Source organism: Arthrobacter sp. MDT1-48-3 (assembly GCF_054511015.1).
Window position 1 is genome coordinate 60,703 of sequence record NZ_JBTNDL010000011.1, and the last position, 17,889, is coordinate 78,591.

The window sequence follows — 17,889 nt, forward strand, 5'->3', positions numbered from 1 at the left end:
GTCGATCTCCTCGTCCTGCATGTCAGGAGGAGTTGCTCGCCCCCACGCGCCGCACGGTGATCGCCTCCGTCGTTGCCACGGGCCTGTTCTGGGCGCTGTACCGGTGGATCGTCCGAGGACGGTTCACCGTCGCCCCGGTGCTCATGCGCCCAGGCGGCCCTGCAGGAGCGCGAGGCCGGGTCCTCGAAGGTCCTGTAGGGCGGCCGTCCGTCCGGACGCCGCGAGCAGGAGCGACAGCGCTGGTCCCTGCACCGTGTGACCGGAGCCGACGGTGAACCCTTCGTCGGTAGCGGCAAGTCTCAGGCCGTTCAACCGCTTCTTCCCACCGGACAGGCGGTCCTGCGCGACATACGCCAGGGTGCCCCGCAGCTCCAACGGGGTGGCTGGGCGTCGTAGGCCGAGCGGGCGTCTGATGTCCTCGCCGTGCACGACGATCTCGATGAGCCGGGTGATCAGGGGCCCGGGAGGGGCCGTGGTGCTGGTGATCGTGGATTCGAATCGCAGGAGGGTCTCGGCAGGGGTAGGAGCCCGTTCGGCTGCTACTTCCCGGGCATTCGCCCGGTCGAAGCTGAATCCCGCCCGGATGAGCGACAACCAGAAGCGACGCCGGGTCGTCCTTGCTGAACCCGTGAGATGTGCGACGACGTCGTGGACGTCCCAGCCCTCACAGAGTGATGCCGTCGCCCATTCCTGAGTGCTGAGTGATGCGAGGTCCTCGGCCAGGGCCCGCCGTTCCCGATGCACTGTCTGCCAGTCGCTGGTCATGTCCATCCTTCATCCTGTACGGCTCATGATCCCTTACTGGACGCAACCGAACCCTCGGAATCATCGACATCCGGCGGACATCCCGATAACGAACCCGACCAGCAGGGCAGGACTCCGGACTCGTCGCCTCGAGGTCGTCCCCAGCGAGGGTGCGCCGTTCTGCACGGGCCTGCGTAAACCCTGTGCCAACCTTTGCCGTTCCTGTCCGCGCAGTTCGGTTTCGGTTCCTAGCCTTGAAGGAGCGCCTGAATCGCCAGGACCCCACCAGCACCACCGGATACGGAGCACCACATGAGCATCAGCAAGAAGATCGCAGAAGGCGTCCTGGCAGCAGCCATCATCGGATCCTTCGGTGCAGGAGCAGCCACTGCTGCCGCTCCCACCGCCACCTCGACCGCCAAGGTCGTCGTCGCCCAGGCGAAGTCCACCGTGAAGCAGGAAGCCGCCGCTGCCACGTCCCTCGCCGGCAAGGAGCGTGCCGCGGCCAACAAGGCAGCAGCCGCCGCCAGGTCCGCCGAGGCCAGGGCCGTGGCTGCAGAGAAGAAGGCGGCCGCCGACGCCAAGAAGCTGGTGGCCAAGTCGACCGCCGCTCAGAAGAAGGCCGCCGCGGACGCGAAGTCCCTCGCCGGCAAGGAGCGTGCGGCGGCGAACAAGCTGGCCGTCGAGTCGAAGGTGGCCGAGAAGAAGGCCGCATCAGCCGAGAAGCGCGCAGCCGAGCTCGCCGAGGAAGCCGAGCAGAACCCCGCTCCGACCCCCACGGACATCCCCGCGCCGGCAGCTGCCTGATCCAGGATGCACACCGAAGCCCCGGGGGTCATCCTCCGGGGCTTCTGCATCCGCTCCCCGAGTACCCACAAGGGGCCTTAGCTCGCCGCGGTGGCCGAAGGCTGGTCGAGAGGGCACTCCGCGTGGTCGAGGGCACAAAAAAACCCCGGCGAACCGGGGTTTTCTTTGTGCGCGGAGGGGGACTTGAACCCCCACCCTCAATAAGAGGACTAGCACCTCAAGCTAGCGCGTCTGCCATTCCGCCACCCGCGCGGGTGGTTTTTCGCCGTATAAACCGGCGAAAGCAACGAGAGAAACTCTACCACGGGTTCTGGGAAGTCGTTGCATCGGGGCACGCTCCCCGGCCCTACACGCCGCACGGAGGCGTCGGCAACCTTCCTGGCACCCCGGTCCGACCGGGGAGGACGTGCGTAAGCTGTCCTCGACACCGGTCCGCTCGACGGGCCGAGCCCGAGTGCAGGGGATGACGACGTGGACGAGACGAATACCGGCCAGGAGCAGTACGCCCTGACGTACGACGCCATGGTGCGAGCCAACATCTCCCCCGGCGAGCTCTGGATCCACTACTTCAGCATGGGTGGCGGCGTGGACGAGTACGAGGTGAACGCCTATCTGCACGGCTTGATCGACCTGCCCGAGCACGAACGCGACTGCATCTCGCAGGCCGTCAACGAACTGTTCGACGACCTGTGCCGCCAACGCGGCGCGCCCTACAGTTCAGGCCACAACCGCCGCAGCAGCACCTGAGAACCGGCACTCACCCGAGGGCGGCAAGCTCCGCGACCCGCGCCAGCGGTCCGACCGACGACAGCAGCGCCATCCCGATGGCGAGCGCGAACAGACCTAGCCACAGCGGGGAGGGGAGACGGGTACTCCCCTGGAGGAGGTAGGCGTCCGACGACGCGAGGTCCCGTCGTCGTACATGCACGCGCACGACCTTGACCCAGTCGCGGCAGGAGCCCACCAGCAGGGCAAGGCCGAGGACGAGGCAGGTGTGGCCCGCCGAGGCCGCTCCCCCGAACCAGACGAGCACCAGCGACACGGCCGCACTGCCGCCCAGGATGAGGACGCCCTGGAGGTTCCTGATGAGCAGGAGCGCCGCGATCATCACGAGGGCCCCGACGGAGAGCGCCGCTGACGCCCAGCCGTACGCCGCGCACCGTACGAGCACAGCACCGACCACGGCGGGCACCGGATAGCCCCAGAACGTCGTGAAGGCGGCACGCCAGCCGCGCCGGCCCATGCTGGTGGTCGTTCCCGAGTGATCGAGGCGCAGGGTGATCCCCGTGACCCGCTGCAGGGTCAGGAGCACCGCGGCCGCGTGCCCGAGTTCGTGGACCACCGTGACGAAGAGGCCGAAGAACCGCCACGAGCGGCGGGGCACCGAGAGCACCGCTGCCACCAGCACGATGGCGACGAGCCCGGGCATGCCCACCTCCGGCGGGGACGCCCGGGTGAAACCGTCGGTGATGCGCTCCCACAGCTGGAGGAACACGCCCTCCACTATCGGCCTGCGGCCCGGTGTCCCGCCAGGCCCTCGGCGATGGCGTCGATGGCGAGGGCCACCTCGTGGAACGACGTCGAGAGGGGTGAGAGGCCCAGCCGGATGCCGTCGGGGTTCCGGTAGTCGGGGATAATCCCCTGCTGCCACAGCTCCGGCACCATCGCCGGAAAGGCCGGATGATCGATGGTGACGTGGCCGCCCCGTTCCTCGGCGACCCGTGGCGAGGCGAGGACCACCCCGTACGGTGCAAGCACCGCGTCGACGGCCTCGACGGCGAAGGCGGTGAGGAGTTCGGACTTGCGGCGCACCGCGTCCATGCCGGCCTCCTCGATGAGATCGATCATGTCCCGCATCGCCAGCATCCCGACGATGGGCGGGGTGCCCGAGACCAGTCGGCGGATGCCGGGCGCGGGCTGGTACGCCGAACCCATGGCGAAGGGATCAGCGCTGCCGAGCCACCCGAGGATCGGCTGGTCGAGGGTGTCGAGGTGCCGTTCCGCCACGTACGCCCAGGCGGGGGCTCCGGGTCCGCCGTTCAGGTACTTGTAGCTGCACCCCGCGGCGAAGTCCACGTCCCAGGCGTCCAGCTCGGCCGGGACGGATCCGACGGAATGGCTGAGGTCCCACAGCACGAGGGCTCCGGCGTCGTGTGCGATCCGGGTGATGGCGGGGACGTCGGCGATGTAGCCGGACCGGTAGGCGACGTGGCTGAGGAGGACGAGGGCCGTCTCGGGCCCTACGACGGCGGCCACGTCGGCCGGCGTCGCGCCGCCGTCGTAGGCCACCTCGATCCAGCGGAGCGTGAGCCCGCGCTCCCGGGCGATGCCCTCGACGAGGAAACGGTCGGTCGGGAAGTTGTCCCGGTCGATCACGATCTCGGTCCGCTCCGGCCGGGCGGCCACCGCCGCCCGTGCGAGCTTGTACAGCAGCACGCTCGTCGAGTCCGCGATGATGCACTGGCCAGCGTCGGCGCCGAGGGCCACCCGCCCCAGCTGGTCGCCGATCTGCTCGGGCAGGGTGAGCCAGCCCTCGTCCCAGCCGCGGATGAGGCGCCCGCCCCACTGACCCTCCACGAACGACGTCAGGCTGCCGACCACCGACGCGAGGGGACGGCCCAGCGAGTTACCGTCGAGGTAGGAGCGCACCGCATCGTCGTCGGTACCGAGGAAGAGCTTGCGGTGCTGCGCGAGGGGGTCTGCGGCGTCGAGCCCGGCCGCGCGGTCGAGGAGAGTAGGGCCCATCATGCGCCCAGTCTAGGACGGAAGGGCGCGGCGGCCGGCCCGCACCGTGGCGCACGGGCGGTTCCCCGTCGGGGGGAACCGCCCGTGCACTGCTGACCTGAGGACTAGCGGGTGGACGCAGCCGTGTAGGCCGACTGGATGGAACTGCCGAAGTACGGTCCGTACATCACGTTCTTCTGCGTGCTGTAGCCGAAGCTGTTGACCGAGTTCTGCGTGCCGGAGGCACCCGAGCCCACGAACCAGGGGCCGCCCGAGGAGCCTCCGGTCATGTCGCAGGGGATGCCCTGGGACTGGGTGCCGCCGATCCGGTCGGCGGAGGCCGTGCCGTAGCAACTGAAGAGGCGCTCGCCGTTGAAGGGCGAGGCGGCCGGGTAGCCGTAGGCGCTGTAGGTGAGGTTGCGGGCCATGTTGAAGCCGATGCTCGACGCTCCGACGGCCGCCGACAGGGTCCTGCCGTTCAGGGTGTTCACGACGGCGAAGGCGCCGTCGTAGTTGATGTCGTTGCGGGAGACCCATTCGCTCGCCGCGTGCAGCGAGCGTGCCGTCCACTTGCCGTAGGGGGCCGCACCGTTGCTGTAGGCGGGCACGAAGACGAAGTTCGTGGCCCACCCGGAGGCGAGGTCGTGGGTACAGTGGCCCGCCGTCGCGACGGTGCTCTGGTTGCCGCTCTGGACGGAGTTGCCCGAGCACACGTAGTTCTGGCCGTTCATGGTGAAGAACACCTTGCCGATCCGGGAGACCGGCGCCTGCGCGGTGGCGCGCTGCTCGACCACGGGCTCCTTCGGGGCCTTGGCGACCGACTCCTGCCCGGACTTCGGCAGGATCGAGCGTCCTTCGGCGGCCCAGCCGGAGTTGATGGTGTTGGCCGGCTTGGCGCTCTTCATCCGGTCGGACGTCCAGTAGGCGTCGAGGGCGGCCTGGCTCTCGTTCTGCGCGTGGGACACGGTGGTGCCGGCGACGACGGTTCCCGCCGAGGGTGCCGCCTGGACCGGACCTGCCGCCATCAGTGCCGATGCCATCAGGGCGGAAGCGGCGATCATGCCGGCTTTGAGACCTCTAGAGTTCACGAAACTCCTCTTTCCATACGGGGGCCAGCCTTCGTCGGCTGGTGCATGGAGTCTGCCCGGCGGTGGCGGCCGTGCCCAGTGCAGAAACGCAGTTGGGGGGAATTCCCCCCTGGAAATCTCCTGGTCCCTGGACAGGGCCGCCACGCCGTGGAACTATTCCGCGCGCACCCACCCCGTGAAGTGGGGCTTCCGGCGCTCGGCCGACCAGCCGACGACGTCGACACGCTCCCAGCCGTCGTACCGCGTGCGCGTGAAGGAGGCGGCGACCACCGCAGGCAGCGGCACGGGAGCAGCGAAATCGATGCGCCAGTCCATGGCGCCGGTCGGGGCCGCGACCGCCTGGTCGACCATGCGCGCTGCAAGGTACATACCGTGTGCGATGGCCGTCCTCATGCCGAGCACCCTTGCCGTGGGTCCGCTGAGGTGGATGGGATTCCAGTCCCCTGACACCGCTGCATAGCGGCGGCCGGTACCGGCGTCGAGTGTCCAGAGGGCCGTCGGGCGGGGCGCGGTGAACGGCGGCCGCTCCGCGTCGGACGTCCGGGGCCCCGACGCGTCGAGCCGGACCCCCCGGGCCAGGTAGACGGACCGGCCGGTCCAGACGCGTCGGCCCGCCACATCCACCTCGGTCACGACGTCCACCTGGGTCCCCGCAGCGTGGGGCCGGAGGTTCTCGCTGTAGGCCACGATGTCGAGCACCTCGGAGGCCACGACCTGACGGTCCTGGTGCACCTCGTTGCTCAGATGCACCATTCCCAGCAACGGGAGCGGGAAGTCGAATCGCGCCAGCACGCTCATGGCCACCGGGAAGGCGACGGTGTGGAGGTAGGCCGATGGGAGCTTGTCCCGCGCGGCCGACCCCAGCTCCTGCTCGAAGCGCGTGAGCTCCGCGAGGTCGATGCGCACGCCCTGTACGCGGTGCCGTGCGGACGGCAGGGCCGAGGCCACCGGGGCGTGCCCGATCGTCCGCCGCACGGCGAGCGCGACCGCCTGCCGGTAGAGCCCGGGAAGGCTCGGCAGTCCGGCCAGGACGGTCCCGCCGGACGGCGCGCCGTTCATGCGCCGACCAGGTTCTGCCCGCAGACCCGGACGACCTGGCCGTTGATGCCGGCTGCGGCGTCCGACGCCAGGAAGGCGATCGCCTCGGCGACGTCCACCGGCAGGCCGCCCTGCTGCAGGCTGCTGAGGCGTCGGGCGACCTGCCGTGTGAGCGATGGGATCTTCGCCGTCATGTCCGTCTCGATGAAGCCGGGGGCCACGGCGTTGATCGTCCGTGCACCGCCGTCGAACGCCGCTGCCTGGGCGCGGACCATGCCGATCACGCCGGCCTTGGACGCCGCGTAGTTGGTTTGCCCGCGGTTGCCCGCGATACCGCTCGTCGAGGCGAGGCTGATGATGCGCCCGCTCTCCGAGAAGACCGGCGAGGCGAGGAACTGCTCGTTCATGCGCAGCTGGGAGGCGATGTTCACGGCGATGACGGAGTCCCACCGTGCGGCATCCATGTTGGCCAGCAGCTTGTCGCGGGTGATGCCGGCGTTGTGCACCACGACGTCCAGGACGCCGTAGCGACCTCCGACGTGCTCGAGGATACGGGCTGCAGCGTCCGGCGCCGTGATGTCGAGCTGCAGGGCCGTCCCGCCGACCCGGTTCGCCACGGCCGCCAGCTGCTCGCCGGCGGCCGGCACGTCGACGGCGATCACGCGGGCGCCGTCCCGTGCCAGGACCTCGGCGATCTTCGCACCGATGCCACGCGCCGCACCGGTGACCACGGCGGTCCGGCCTGCGAGGGGCTGATCGGGGATCCCCTCCCCCTCGGCGCCCGTGGTCGCAGCGAGATCGACGACGCCGTCATCGGACACGGCGGTCACCTCGAGGAACTGCCCGTCCACGTAGGCGCTCTTGCCGGACAGGAGGAACCGGAGGGCGCCCAGCGTGGTCGGATCCGTCGTCGTCGCGGTGCCGCGCAGGACGATGCCGTTGCCGGTGGCCCCGCCCCGGAGCTCGTGTGCCACGGACCTGATGGCCCCGTCCACTCCCTGACGTGCGGCTGCCTCCGCCGGATCGGTGGTGTCCGCTGCGGAACGGAAGAGGGCGACGACGCGTCCGCCGGGCACCAGCAGCTTCACGGCCTGCCCGAGCTCGAGCAGCGGGCCCGTGAGGTCCGTGGGCGACGAGGCACGGTCGAGGACGACGATGGCGGCGCTGAGCTTCTCCCCGGGCAGCACGTGCCGGCGGACCTCGATGTCCCACCCGAGCAGCACGTCGGCGAGCGCGTCCGCGCCGGCACCCGCCCCGGCGACGAGGACGGGCTGTGCTGCCAGGACCTCACCGGGGGTGTAGCGGCGCAGGACCGAGGGCCGTGGCAGGCCGAGCGCCCTGGCGAACCTTCCGGGCAGAGGGGTGTTGACCAGCTCCAGGTACGTGTCGGCCATCAGTTCCTCGCCTCGAGGATCGCGACGACGCCCTGGCCACCGGCGGCGCAGATGGAGATGAGCCCCCGCCCGCCCTTCTCGGAGAGGGTCTTGGCGAGTGTCGCGACGATGCGGCCGCCGGTCGCGGCGAAGGGATGACCGGCCGCGAGTGAGGATCCGTTGACGTTGAGCTTCGAGGGGTCGATGCTGCCGAGCGCACCGTCGAGCCCGAGGACCCGCTTGCAGTAGTCCTCGTCCTCCCAGGCGGCCAGCGCGCTGAGGACCGTCCCGGCGAAGGCCTCGTGGATCTCGAAGAAGTCGAAGTCGTCGAAGGTGAGACCGTTGCGCTGCAGGAGGCGGGGTACGGCGTGGACTCCCCCCATGAGCAGGCCTTCGTCGCCGTGCACGAAGTCGACGGCCGCCGCTTCGGCGTCGACGATGGTCGCGAGCATCGGCAGGTTGTTGGCGGTGGCGTACTCCTCGCTGCCGAGCAGGACGAGTGCGGCGCCGTCGGTCAGCGGCGTCGAGTTGCCCGCGGTCATCGTCGCCGGCGTGTCGAGGGACGTGCCGAACACGGGCTTGAGCGTCGCGAGCTTCTCCAGGGAGGTGTCCGCGCGGAGGTTGGCGTCCCTGGTCAGGCCGCGGTACGGCGTCATGAGGTCGGCGAAGAAGCCGCGCTCGTAGGCGGCCGCGAGGTTCTGGTGGCTGCGGTAGGCGAGCTCGTCCTGTGCTTCGCGCGAGATGTTCCAGGCTGCGGTCGTGAGTGCCTGGTGCTCGCCCATGGACAGGCCGGTGCGCGGCTCACCCGTGGTGGGGGCGTTGGGCGAGAGGTCCTTCGGTCGCAGCCTGCCGAGCGCCTTAATCTTCTGCTGGGGAGTCCTGGCGCGCGACAGGTCCAGGAGTACGCGGCGGAGACCTTCGCTCACGACGATGGGAGCATCCGAGGCGGAGTCGACTCCGCCCGCGATGCCGGACTCGATCTGGCCGAGCCTGATCTTGTTGGACAGGCCCACCACCGTCTCGAGGCCTGTCGCACAGGCCTGCTGCAGGTCGTACGCAGGGGTCTCGGGCGACAGTGCGGACCCGAGGACGGCCTCGCGGGTCAGGTTGAAGTCACGGGAGTGCTTGAGGACTGCGCCGGCCGCCACCTCGCCGATGCGCTCGCCCTGGAGCCCGAAGCGCGCGACGAGGCCGTCCAGGGCGGCGATGAGCATATCCTTGTTGGAGGAGTAGGCATAGGCCCCGCCGGAGCGGGCGAAGGGGATGCGGTTGCCGCCGATGACGACTGCCGTGCGGGGTGTACGGGCAGCGTTCTGCGACCCGGCCTGATCTGCCATGGGAGTGCTCCTGATACGAGAGGTGGATTACCGATACCAAGCGTACCTGATACGCTGGGTATCATGAAGTCTGCCGCCGTGCTCCCCAGTGCCTCCGACGAGGTGCCCGAGGCGCGCCCGCCATCCGACGGGCGGTCCAGCCGCTGGGAGGAGCATCGCGCCGAGAGGCGGCGCCAGCTCATCAAGACCGCCAGGCGCGCGATCGACGCGCTCGGCCCGGGCGCGTCGATGGAGGACATCGCCGCTGCAGCGGACACCTCCAAGTCCGTCTACTACCGCTACTTCGGTGACAAGACAGGACTGCAGCGTGCCATGGCGGAGGTGGTCATCGGCCAGATGCAGCAGAAGGTTCTCGATGCCGCCAAGGCGGCATCGACGCCCCGCGAGGGCCTACACTCGATGGTGCTCGCGTACCTGCAGATGGCCCGGACCTCCCTCAACGTGTACGCCTTCGTCACGCGGGTGGGGATCGCCGAATCCACGGCCGCCGACGACGGCGCGCAGGACACGCTCGCGCACTTCCTCGCCGCGATCACCGAGATGATCTCGCGGCCCATGCGCGCCTACCTTCTCTCCCCCGACCGTCCGGCCGGGCCCGACGACGCCGCACCGGGCTACTGGCCGACGGCCGCGATCGGCATGGTCCGCGCCGCCGGTGAGCACTGGCTCTCGACCCCCGACGGACCCCACAAGCCGACCGAGGAGCAGATGGCCCACCACATCACGGGCTGGCTCTTCGACGGCATCAGCCGCTACGAAGCGCTCGTTCCGCCGTCGACCCCACGCTCCCCCCATACCCGCCGACCAGCGAAGGACACGCCATGACCCAGACCATCTCCCGGCCGCAGCAGCTTCCTGCGACGGCCGACATCCGAGACGACGAGCAGGCCACGATCGACACGGCCGAACTCGGGGAGCTGCTCCTCGGCAAGTGGGCGCACGTACGGCGGATCGCACGGGAGCTCGCCGGACGACCGGAGGTGCACAAGGTGGAGGGGCTGACCCACCACGACCACCGGCGGCGCTGCCTCGACCAGCTCCACTACCTCGTGGAGCAGAAGGCCGTGCACCGGGCCTTCCCCGAGGCCTTCGGCGGGGACGACGACCACGGCGGCAACGTCGCGGGCTTCGAGGAGCTCGTGGTCGGCGATCCCTCGCTCCAGATCAAGGCCGGCGTGCAGTGGGGCCTGTTCGGCTCGGCGGTGATGCACCTCGGCACGGAGAGGCACCACGAGGCGTGGCTGCCGGGGATCATGAACATGGACATCCCGGGCTGCTTCGCGATGACCGAGACAGGCCACGGCAGCGACGTGGCGAGCATCGCCACCACCGCGACCTTCGACCCGGCCACGGACGAGTTCGTCATCGACACCCCCTTCCGCGCGGCCTGGAAGGACTACATCGGCAACGGAGCCATCGACGGGCGCGCCGCCGTCGTCTTCGCGCAGCTCATCACCAACGGCGTGAACCACGGCGTGCACGGGTTCTACGTGGACCTGCGCGACGCCGACGGCACCTTCCGGCCCGGGATCGGCGGGGAGGATGACGGCATCAAGGGCGGACTCAACGGCATCGACAACGGCCGCCTGCACTTCACCGGTGTCCGGGTACCGCGGACCAACCTGCTGAACCGCTACGGCGACGTCGCCGACGACGGCAGCTACACCTCACCCATCGCGTCCCCCGGCCGCCGCTTCTTCACGATGCTCGGCACCCTCGTCCAGGGACGCGTCTCGCTCGACGGCGCCGCCGTCGCCGCCAGCAAGCTCGCGCTGACCGCCGCCATCACCTACTCGACGCAGCGCCGGCAGTTCAACGCGTCCGCCGATCTCAGGGAGGAGGTGCTGATGGACTACCAGCGGCACCAGCGCCGGCTCCTGCCGCGCCTCGCGGCGACCTACGCGGCGTCGTTCGCCCACGAGGAACTCCTCGAGAAGTTCGACGACGTCTTCTCCGGCAGGAACGACACCGACGAGGACCGGCAGGACCTCGAGACACTCGCCGCGGCCCTCAAGCCGCTCAGCACCTGGCTGGCCCTCGACACCCTGCAGGAGTGCCGCGAGGCGACGGGCGGCCAGGGCTTCCTGATCGAGAACCGCTTCGCATCGCTGCGCGCCGACCTCGACGTCTACGTCACCTTCGAGGGCGACAACACCGTGCTGCTGCAGCTCGTCGCGAAGCGCCTCCTGACGGACTACGCCAAGGAGTTCAAGGGTGTCGACTTCGGCGTCCTGGCCCGCTACGCCGTGTCGCAGGCGGCGGGCAAGACCCTGCACCGCTCCGGTCTCCGCCGTGTCGCGCAGACGGTGGCGGACTCCGGCTCCGGCAAGAAGTCCGCCAAGGCGCTGCGGGACGAGGACACGCAGCGCGAGTTGCTGTCGGACCGGGTGCAGTCACGTGTGGCGGACGTCGCCGCCGTGCTGCGCGGTGCGAAGGGGATGTCGCAGGAGAAGTCCGCCGCCCTCTTCAACGAGCACCAGAACGAGCTCATCGAGGTGGCCCACGCACACGCCGAGCTGCTCCAGTGGGAAGCGTTCACCCGAGGCCTCAAGAAGATCGAGGACCCGGGAACACGCGAGGTCCTCACCCGGCTCCGGGACCTGTTCGGTCTGTGCCTCATCGAGAAGGACCTCGCGTGGTTCCTCATGAACGGCCGCCTGTCCTCCCAGCGCGCGCGGACACTGGACCGGTACATCAACCGGTTGCTGACCAGGATCCGGCCGCACGCCCTCGACCTGGTGGAGTCGTTCGGGTACGGGCCCGAACACCTGCGCTCGGCCATCGCGAGCGGAGCGGAGCAGCAGCGCCAGGACGAGGCCGCCGAGTACACGCGCCGCCGCCGCGCCAGCGGTGACGCGCCGATCGACGAGAAGACACTCCTCGCCCGTGAAGCCAGGCAGAAGAAGGCGCAGAAGGCGGCGAAGTCCCCTACCAAGGGCTAGTGACGGGCCCTCGCGGCCTCCCGCGAGGGCATCCACTCCTGACTGGCCCTGCCCGTCCGGCCCGGAGCGGGATGCTCAGGGTCCTGGATGGTCCTACTGCGCTTTGACGACGGGCAGGTCCGCCCACTTGGTGGTGTAGTGGGGTGAGAGCATGTCGCGTTTCATGGTCCAGTCCGAGCCTGCTTTCAGGCCCGCGTGGCCGAGGCCGATCGCCGAGCGCCCGAATTTCTGGCCGATCTGGTGCAGGAGTGGGCCCGTGTCCTTCCCCAGGGTCGGACCGGCGCCGGCCCCGGCATCCTGGTCGAGCGTCAGGAGGGTGTCCTGTGTCCCGGCGGGTTGGAGGTCGGTGATGATGACTCCGGCCCGGATGTAGGACACTCCTTCGTCGATGAGCGGCAGGAGCCGGTGCGCGGCACGGGTGAGTTCCAGGGGGTTCGCGGTATGGGCCGGGAGCGGAATGCAGATACTCGGCGCGCTTCTGGTGCCGGTACTGAACGGTGAGGTTCCGGCGAACGCGGTGAGCACCCTCCCCTGGAGGTTCTTTCGGGTAAGGCGTGACGCGGCGCCCTGGGCGTAGACGCTCAACGCCTGCTGCATCGCGCCCAGGGTGGTGACGGGATTGGCGAAGGAGCGGGAGAAGAGAACCTGTTCGTTGCCGGTGGACTCGCTGGAGGTGATGCAGGGCGTGCCCTGCAGTTCGAGGACGGTGCGCATGAGGACCACGGAGAACCGTTTCCGGATCAGTACCGGGTCCGCGGCGGCAAGGTCCCAGGCGGTGTCGATGCCGATGGCGTTCAGGCGTGCGGCGTTCCTGGTGCCGACGCCCCAGACGTCGGTGACTTTCAACCTGCGCAGCAGGGCGCGCCGCTGATCCTGCGGGACGAGGTCCCAGTGGCAGACCCCGTCGAAGTGGGGATTGCCCTTGGCCCACCGATTGGCGAGTTTCGCAAGGGTCTTCGTCGGGGCTATGCCCACGCACACGGGAAGCCCGGTGTTGCGCCGGACGGTCGCCTTGATGGTCCTGCCCGTAGCCTGCTGTGCCCTGTGGGTGCCATGGAGGGTGAGGAACGCTTCGTCGATGCTGTAGATCTCGAGGTCGGTGGTGTGGCGGCCGAGGACTTCCATGACGCGGGCACTCATATCCCCGTACAGCTCGTAATTGCTCGAGCGGACCTGCAACCCCCAGTTCTTCGCCTGTCCGGCGATCTGGAACCAGGGAGCGCCCATCGGGATCCCGAGTACCTTCGCCTCGGCGCTGCGGGTGATCACGCAGCCGTCGTTGTTCGACAGGACCACCAGGGGGCGCCCTTCCAGCGACGGGTCGAAGGCCCGCTCGGAGGAGACGTAGAAATTGTTGACGTCGACCAGGGCGACACCGGAGGTGACCGGACCGGCGACCGGACCCCGACCAAGCGGGGAAGGTTCAGGATCAGACACGGTGGAGGCACCGGGTGGCCACACCCCAGATGACCAGGCCATCGGGGTCCGGCACGGGGATGGGTGGGTAGGCGGAACTCGCCGCGACCAGCGCGACGCCGGCAGCCGTACCGTCACCAGGATCCGTGCTGTTGGACTTGGTGGTGGGACTGGTCTCGGGGTCGGTGCTGGTGTCCGAGTGGGTGATGCGGAGCCGACGGACGATGAGTTCGCCGTCGAGGACGGCGACGACCACGGACCCGTCCCTGGGGTGCAGGGCCCGGTCGACGATCAGTTCGTCACCATCGGAGATTCCCGCGCCGTCCATGGCGTGCCCGGACACACGCACGATGTAGGTGCTGGTGATGTCCTTGATGAGGTGCCGGTTCAGGTCGATCCGGTCCTCGAACCAGTCCTGGGCCGGGGACGCGAAGCCCGATGGCATCAACTCCGCGCGGGCAGCGGCTGGAGCCGGCCGGCCGAGGGCCCTACCGGATGCACCGAACTCGTCCATGACCTCGCGCATCCTTCCCTCCCGATGGCCGCAACGGCCCAAGGTACCGATCGTAGACTGCGCCGCCGACACGGACGTGAAGGTGCCGGCCGGTAACCTGCGGCTCCGCACCCGAGTGCGCGTCTTCCGCTACGGCGTCCCGATATTGACTGCGCCGCCGCTAGGACGCCGGTGCGGAAGCCCTGCTGAAGGCGGTCCGGGTATGGCCGAGGTTCGGTCGAGCCAGTCCGGCGGGCCGGCGAGGCCGATCCGGTAGCGCGCCGCGTCCTCGGAGGGGCTGTGCGGCCCGAGGGCCAGCTGGAAGGCCCGCAACTGTATGCGGGTGCGCTGCAAGCGGAGGCGGTCCGCAGGCGAGCGGTCACCGCGGCCGGGCACCCCGGCGAGGGGGGCCACGGACGGGGAGAGCACCAGCGCCCCGGCGACGGCCAGGCCCTTGTAGAAGATCCGCTCGGCCCGGTTCAACCCGTCCGGGGCGGAGAGGAAAGTAAGGAGCTCGGCGGGAACGGGTTCGAGGTCGGGCTCCACCGCGCGCAGGGCCTCGGCGAGTTCCCGTCGGTTGACCGGGAGGTCCTCGGCCCCGAGGGCCCGGGCGCTGCGGGACCAGTCGGCGACGTAGGTGTCGGCCCAGTCGCGGCCGAACCGCGGGGCCAGGTCGTGGCCGACGGCCTCGTGGGCCCCGAGGAAGGCGTCGGTGAAGGCCAGGTGCACCCAGCGCAGCAGGGCGGGGTCGGAGGCGGAGTAGGCGCGGCCGTCGTCGGTGGTGCCGCGGACCCGCCCGTGCATACCGCGGACCCGCGCCGCCTCCCGCTCGGCGAGTTCTGCGGAGCCGAAGGTGGTGATGGTGAGCCAGCGTGCTGTCCCGGCGAGGCGGGCCCAGGGGTCGCTGCGGTAGGAGGAGTGCCGCGCCACCCCGGCCATCGCCAGCGGGTGTGCGCCCTGGCCGAGGAGGGCCGCGACGCCGCCGACGAGGGTGGCCAGGTCACCGTGGACCTGCCAGACGACGCCGTCGGGTTCGAACAAGCCTGGGCCTTCTCCAACCAGGGCGATGTCGCGCACCCAGTCCGGTGCCCCGGTGGGGTCACCGGAGACCCGGGCACGGAACGCACGGCGGACGCGGTGGGCCAAATCGGCGGGGCGCGGTATCGAGCGATCGGGCATGAGTCTCCAACGACGGTAGGTCGGGTACGACGGACACCCCGGTCAGGACTCCACTACGAAGCGTAGAACACGGCTCTGACACGGCCTGACGAGGAGATGGCCGAAAGGACCCTCCCGTGGTCAGAAGAGCGTTGGCGCTTCGGGGTCGATGCCCGTGAGCAAGGGTCGGATGATCGGCTCGTCCCATCCGTGCTCGAGGAGGGCTGTGCGCAGTGTGAGCGACTGGGCCCGGAACTGGGCGCGGCCGACACCGCGCCACCGGAAGGTCGAGGCATTCGCGTGCCGGCCCTTCTGGGACCGGTCGAGCATGTTCAGCGCCTGGGTGCCGGGCAGCAGGTGAGTTTCCGTCCCGGTGGTCGCGTGAACGCACAGCGGCACGTCGCAGACGTGCATGAGCGCGATGCCGGGGTGCAGGGTCTCTCCGGTGAGGTGTTCGTAGGCGTAGCGCTGCGGCCGCAGGGCGCGTTGCTCCCCGTCTCTCGTGACCCAGAACCGCCCGTACCCGTCGTCGGCCACCGCACCGGTCCAGATCCAGCAGTCCTGCGGCCGCGGGCCCTTGACGACTTTCTCCCAGAACCGGTCAGCCTCTCCCCTGCGCTGCCTCATCACCGACTACCTCTGCCAGGACGTCATCGGACCCGCGCAGGTCGACGGAGGATCGGCCGGCGGCCCTCCATCCGCACCACACCGACGATGACCAGAGCGGCCGCGCCGATGACCAGCCACTCGGCCCACCAGGGACTATCGGAGACGGCGACCGGGACGAGCAGAAGGAAGAACCAGAATGCAATCGCCAAGGCGCCTGCGACCTGATTGCACACCCGCGGCGGGATGGGCAGCAGCAGCAGCGGCAGCCGAAGGGTGGCACGGACGAACCGGTAGCTGTACCGAATGCTCGAGGTGAGCAACCAGCGGATGAGCCTGATCATCCTGTTCTCCTGGTCGCCGGCGGGTCTTGCCGATTCAGTTCAGCTTCGATGGCTGTGAGCCTCGTGCCACGGTACGGATGGGTTCGGATCGGGAGCAGCAGACCCCGGCCCCACTCACGTTCTGGTGCTTCTCGGTCCCATGCTGCGAACAGAGCCCGAGCACTCGACAGGTCCCCGTGCTGGCGCGCAGCGAACAAGTCAGCTCGCAACTCATGCGTGCGGCTGTTCGCTAGGTAGGTGAGGCTCAGTGCGCCTGCGACGATGAGACTGACAGCGAACATGGCCAAACCAGGGGCGTATCCGGCGCCGGAGTTTTCCCCGATCGGACCCACTACCACTCCCCCGATTGCTAGGAGTGCTGCAAAGGCCATTCCTGCGAGGAACTGACGGGTTTTCCGCTTCCACCATGCCTCGTCTGCTAAGTGGCCCAGCTCGTGTGTCAACAGGAACCCAAGGGGGTCGGGGGGTAGTTCTTGCATTGCCGACGTGGCGACCGTGATTGTTGGTACCCCGAGGATTGCCTTGTACTCGGCGTTCGCGCGGGGTGCGCCCGGCTTACCTACCGATAAGGCAAGAGCGACCGCCGGTGTTGGAAGACCTGCCTGTGCCGCGACTCGCCCGACGATGGCACAGGCCTCCTGTAGAAGGGCGTCGCCGGCTGGTTGGTCGTGTGGCGTTGTCATGCGGAGGCCGTCCGACCCAGCGCCCGGTACAGGGTAGTGCGGTCGATGTTCAGGCGCCGGGCGACTTCGGCCTTCGACACACGCGCCTCGATCAAGTTCCGGGCCTCGAGCAGTTGGTCGTCCGTGAGCTTGCGGGACCGGCCCTGGTAGGCACCGCGTTCCTTCGCTGCCCTGATGCCATCGGCCTGCCGTTCCCTGGTGATCGCTCGCTCGAGCTGCGCGAAGGACGCCATGATATTCAGCTGGAACTCTGCGAAAGGATCCGCGCCACCAGGAGTGAACGTAACCCGTTCGGCGATGAACTCCACGGTTACACCCTTACCAGTCAGCTCCCCCACTATCTGGTTGAGGTCGACGACCGACCGCGCCAGCCTGTCCATGGATGACACAGCGACGGTGTCACCATGGCGGGCGTACCCAATCATCTCCGCGAGAGCGATACGGCCGGATCGTTGCGCGCCGGATTGCTTCTCCTCGAACAGCCGATCGACGCTGCCGAGACTGGTCAGCTGACGGGCAAGATTCTGGTCAACACTCGACACACGTGCATACCCGATCCGCTGCCCTTCTTGTTGCGCCATGTCTAGACCTTCGCACAGAAGCGTTGCGAAAACTAGAAAAGGACCCTAAAGCCACACTAATCTGTGAATCGCAGCGATCGGTGGCGTGATTTTTGTAGTGCTAAGTGGCGGTTGGGGCTTGGCACTTAGAGGGTGTTTTTCGGCCCTAGCGTCTTGCTATGTAGTGGTGTGCTGAGCCTATGTAGTGGTGTGCTGAGCCCTACACGTTGCCCGGTGTATGACGAGGCTCTGGGAGAGGGGAGGGGTGCAGGGCGGCTACGGCCGACCTGCACCCCTTGTCGACATCCACCATGCCGACTGCTTGACATCATGAACCCCTGCCACAATTCGACAGTATGCTGACTATCGGGTCAAACGATCGTTTCAGATGTAGCCCCTCTAGGGAGGGTGTACGTGTCGGTTGTTCGACAACGGGTGGTGCAGGGGTCAGGGGATGCACTGAGCGGCAGCGGCGTTCTTGGTTGGATGCCGGCTGGCTGCTGGTCGGCTGGCGCCCAAATCCGGTATCCGATCGGCCTGGCGCGGTGGTCTGATGGTGACCGGTCCTGCAAGACT

At 69.0% G+C, this 17,889-nt stretch carries 19 protein-coding genes and 1 tRNA gene; 4 read left to right on the forward strand and 16 right to left on the reverse strand.

Annotated elements, in window-relative coordinates; genetic code table 11:
- Positions 1-22 precede the first annotated feature (22 nt).
- Positions 23-145, reverse strand: coding sequence for a hypothetical protein (locus ACX80L_RS16540; RefSeq protein ID WP_459291097.1), 123 nt, complete (start codon positions 143-145; stop codon positions 23-25).
- Positions 142-765: a maleylpyruvate isomerase family mycothiol-dependent enzyme gene (locus ACX80L_RS16545; protein ID WP_459291099.1), complete on the reverse strand. Its 624-nt coding sequence runs from the start codon at positions 763-765 to the stop codon at positions 142-144. The genes ACX80L_RS16540 and ACX80L_RS16545 overlap by 4 nt, the downstream gene beginning before the upstream one ends.
- A gap of 291 nt (positions 766-1,056) precedes the next feature.
- On the opposite strand from ACX80L_RS16545, the gene ACX80L_RS16550 reads away from it, so the two are divergent.
- On the forward strand, positions 1,057-1,551 hold the full coding sequence (locus tag ACX80L_RS16550) for a hypothetical protein (RefSeq protein ID WP_459291101.1): 495 nt from the start codon (positions 1,057-1,059) through the stop codon (positions 1,549-1,551).
- Positions 1,552-1,719: 168 nt separating this feature from the next.
- Here the strand turns inward: ACX80L_RS16550 and ACX80L_RS16555 are convergent.
- Positions 1,720-1,803: transfer RNA gene (locus ACX80L_RS16555), tRNA-Leu, on the reverse strand.
- 219 nt (positions 1,804-2,022) lie between these two features.
- Here ACX80L_RS16555 and ACX80L_RS16560 point away from each other — a divergent pair.
- Positions 2,023-2,298, forward strand: a complete 276-nt coding sequence (locus tag ACX80L_RS16560; RefSeq protein WP_133083081.1) for a hypothetical protein — start codon at positions 2,023-2,025, stop codon at positions 2,296-2,298.
- Positions 2,299-2,308: 10 nt separating this feature from the next.
- Here ACX80L_RS16560 and ACX80L_RS16565 read toward each other — a convergent pair whose 3' ends face one another.
- The 6 genes from ACX80L_RS16565 to ACX80L_RS16590 all read right to left on the reverse strand — a co-directional run bounded on the left by ACX80L_RS16565 (position 2,309) and on the right by ACX80L_RS16590 (position 9,111).
- Entirely contained in the window at positions 2,309-3,046 is a 738-nt protein-coding gene (locus ACX80L_RS16565; protein WP_459291103.1) for a M50 family metallopeptidase, read from the reverse strand.
- A gap of 8 nt (positions 3,047-3,054) precedes the next feature.
- Positions 3,055-4,299 (reverse strand): kynureninase, encoded by a 1,245-nt coding sequence (locus tag ACX80L_RS16570; protein WP_459291105.1) that lies wholly within the window; start codon positions 4,297-4,299, stop codon positions 3,055-3,057.
- Between the two features lie 101 nt (positions 4,300-4,400).
- Positions 4,401-5,363, reverse strand: coding sequence for a trypsin-like serine peptidase (locus ACX80L_RS16575; protein ID WP_459291107.1), 963 nt, complete (start codon positions 5,361-5,363; stop codon positions 4,401-4,403).
- A gap of 153 nt (positions 5,364-5,516) precedes the next feature.
- Entirely contained in the window at positions 5,517-6,422 is a 906-nt protein-coding gene (locus tag ACX80L_RS16580; protein ID WP_459291109.1) for a MaoC/PaaZ C-terminal domain-containing protein, read from the reverse strand.
- On the reverse strand, positions 6,419-7,795 hold the full coding sequence (locus ACX80L_RS16585) for a 3-oxoacyl-ACP reductase (protein WP_459291111.1): 1,377 nt from the start codon (positions 7,793-7,795) through the stop codon (positions 6,419-6,421). Before ACX80L_RS16585 ends, ACX80L_RS16580 begins: the two co-directional genes overlap by 4 nt.
- Positions 7,795-9,111, reverse strand: a complete 1,317-nt coding sequence (locus tag ACX80L_RS16590; protein ID WP_459291113.1) for an acetyl-CoA C-acetyltransferase — start codon at positions 9,109-9,111, stop codon at positions 7,795-7,797. Before ACX80L_RS16590 ends, ACX80L_RS16585 begins: the two co-directional genes overlap by 1 nt.
- A 63-nt stretch (positions 9,112-9,174) precedes the next feature.
- Between ACX80L_RS16590 and ACX80L_RS16595 the strand changes: the two genes are divergently transcribed.
- The gene (locus ACX80L_RS16595; RefSeq protein WP_459291115.1) at positions 9,175-9,936 is read left to right on the forward strand and encodes a TetR/AcrR family transcriptional regulator; all 762 of its coding nucleotides are present in this window, start codon (positions 9,175-9,177) and stop codon (positions 9,934-9,936) included.
- The gene (locus tag ACX80L_RS16600; protein ID WP_459291117.1) at positions 9,933-12,053 is read left to right on the forward strand and encodes an acyl-CoA dehydrogenase family protein; all 2,121 of its coding nucleotides are present in this window, start codon (positions 9,933-9,935) and stop codon (positions 12,051-12,053) included. Before ACX80L_RS16595 ends, ACX80L_RS16600 begins: the two co-directional genes overlap by 4 nt.
- A gap of 93 nt (positions 12,054-12,146) precedes the next feature.
- Here the strand turns inward: ACX80L_RS16600 and ACX80L_RS16605 are convergent, their stop codons facing one another.
- From ACX80L_RS16605 to ACX80L_RS16635, 7 genes are all read right to left on the reverse strand, one after another.
- Positions 12,147-13,421 (reverse strand): Y-family DNA polymerase, encoded by a 1,275-nt coding sequence (locus ACX80L_RS16605; protein ID WP_459291154.1) that lies wholly within the window; start codon positions 13,419-13,421, stop codon positions 12,147-12,149.
- Between the two features lie 61 nt (positions 13,422-13,482).
- Entirely contained in the window at positions 13,483-13,914 is a 432-nt protein-coding gene (locus ACX80L_RS16610) for a LexA family protein (RefSeq protein WP_244186340.1), read from the reverse strand.
- Positions 13,915-14,112: 198 nt separating this feature from the next.
- Positions 14,113-15,141 (reverse strand): oxygenase MpaB family protein, encoded by a 1,029-nt coding sequence (locus tag ACX80L_RS16615; protein WP_459291119.1) that lies wholly within the window; start codon positions 15,139-15,141, stop codon positions 14,113-14,115.
- Between the two features lie 120 nt (positions 15,142-15,261).
- Positions 15,262-15,747: a hypothetical protein gene (locus ACX80L_RS16620; protein ID WP_459291121.1), complete on the reverse strand. Its 486-nt coding sequence runs from the start codon at positions 15,745-15,747 to the stop codon at positions 15,262-15,264.
- A gap of 23 nt (positions 15,748-15,770) precedes the next feature.
- Positions 15,771-16,070 (reverse strand): hypothetical protein, encoded by a 300-nt coding sequence (locus ACX80L_RS16625; protein WP_459291123.1) that lies wholly within the window; start codon positions 16,068-16,070, stop codon positions 15,771-15,773.
- Positions 16,067-16,753 carry a M48 family metalloprotease gene (locus ACX80L_RS16630; protein WP_459291125.1) on the reverse strand — a complete coding sequence of 229 codons (687 nt, stop codon included), beginning with the start codon at positions 16,751-16,753 and terminating at the stop codon, positions 16,067-16,069. Before ACX80L_RS16630 ends, ACX80L_RS16625 begins: the two co-directional genes overlap by 4 nt.
- Positions 16,750-17,334, reverse strand: coding sequence for a recombinase family protein (locus ACX80L_RS16635; protein WP_459291127.1), 585 nt, complete (start codon positions 17,332-17,334; stop codon positions 16,750-16,752). Before ACX80L_RS16635 ends, ACX80L_RS16630 begins: the two co-directional genes overlap by 4 nt.
- Between the last annotated feature and the right edge of the window lie 555 nt (positions 17,335-17,889).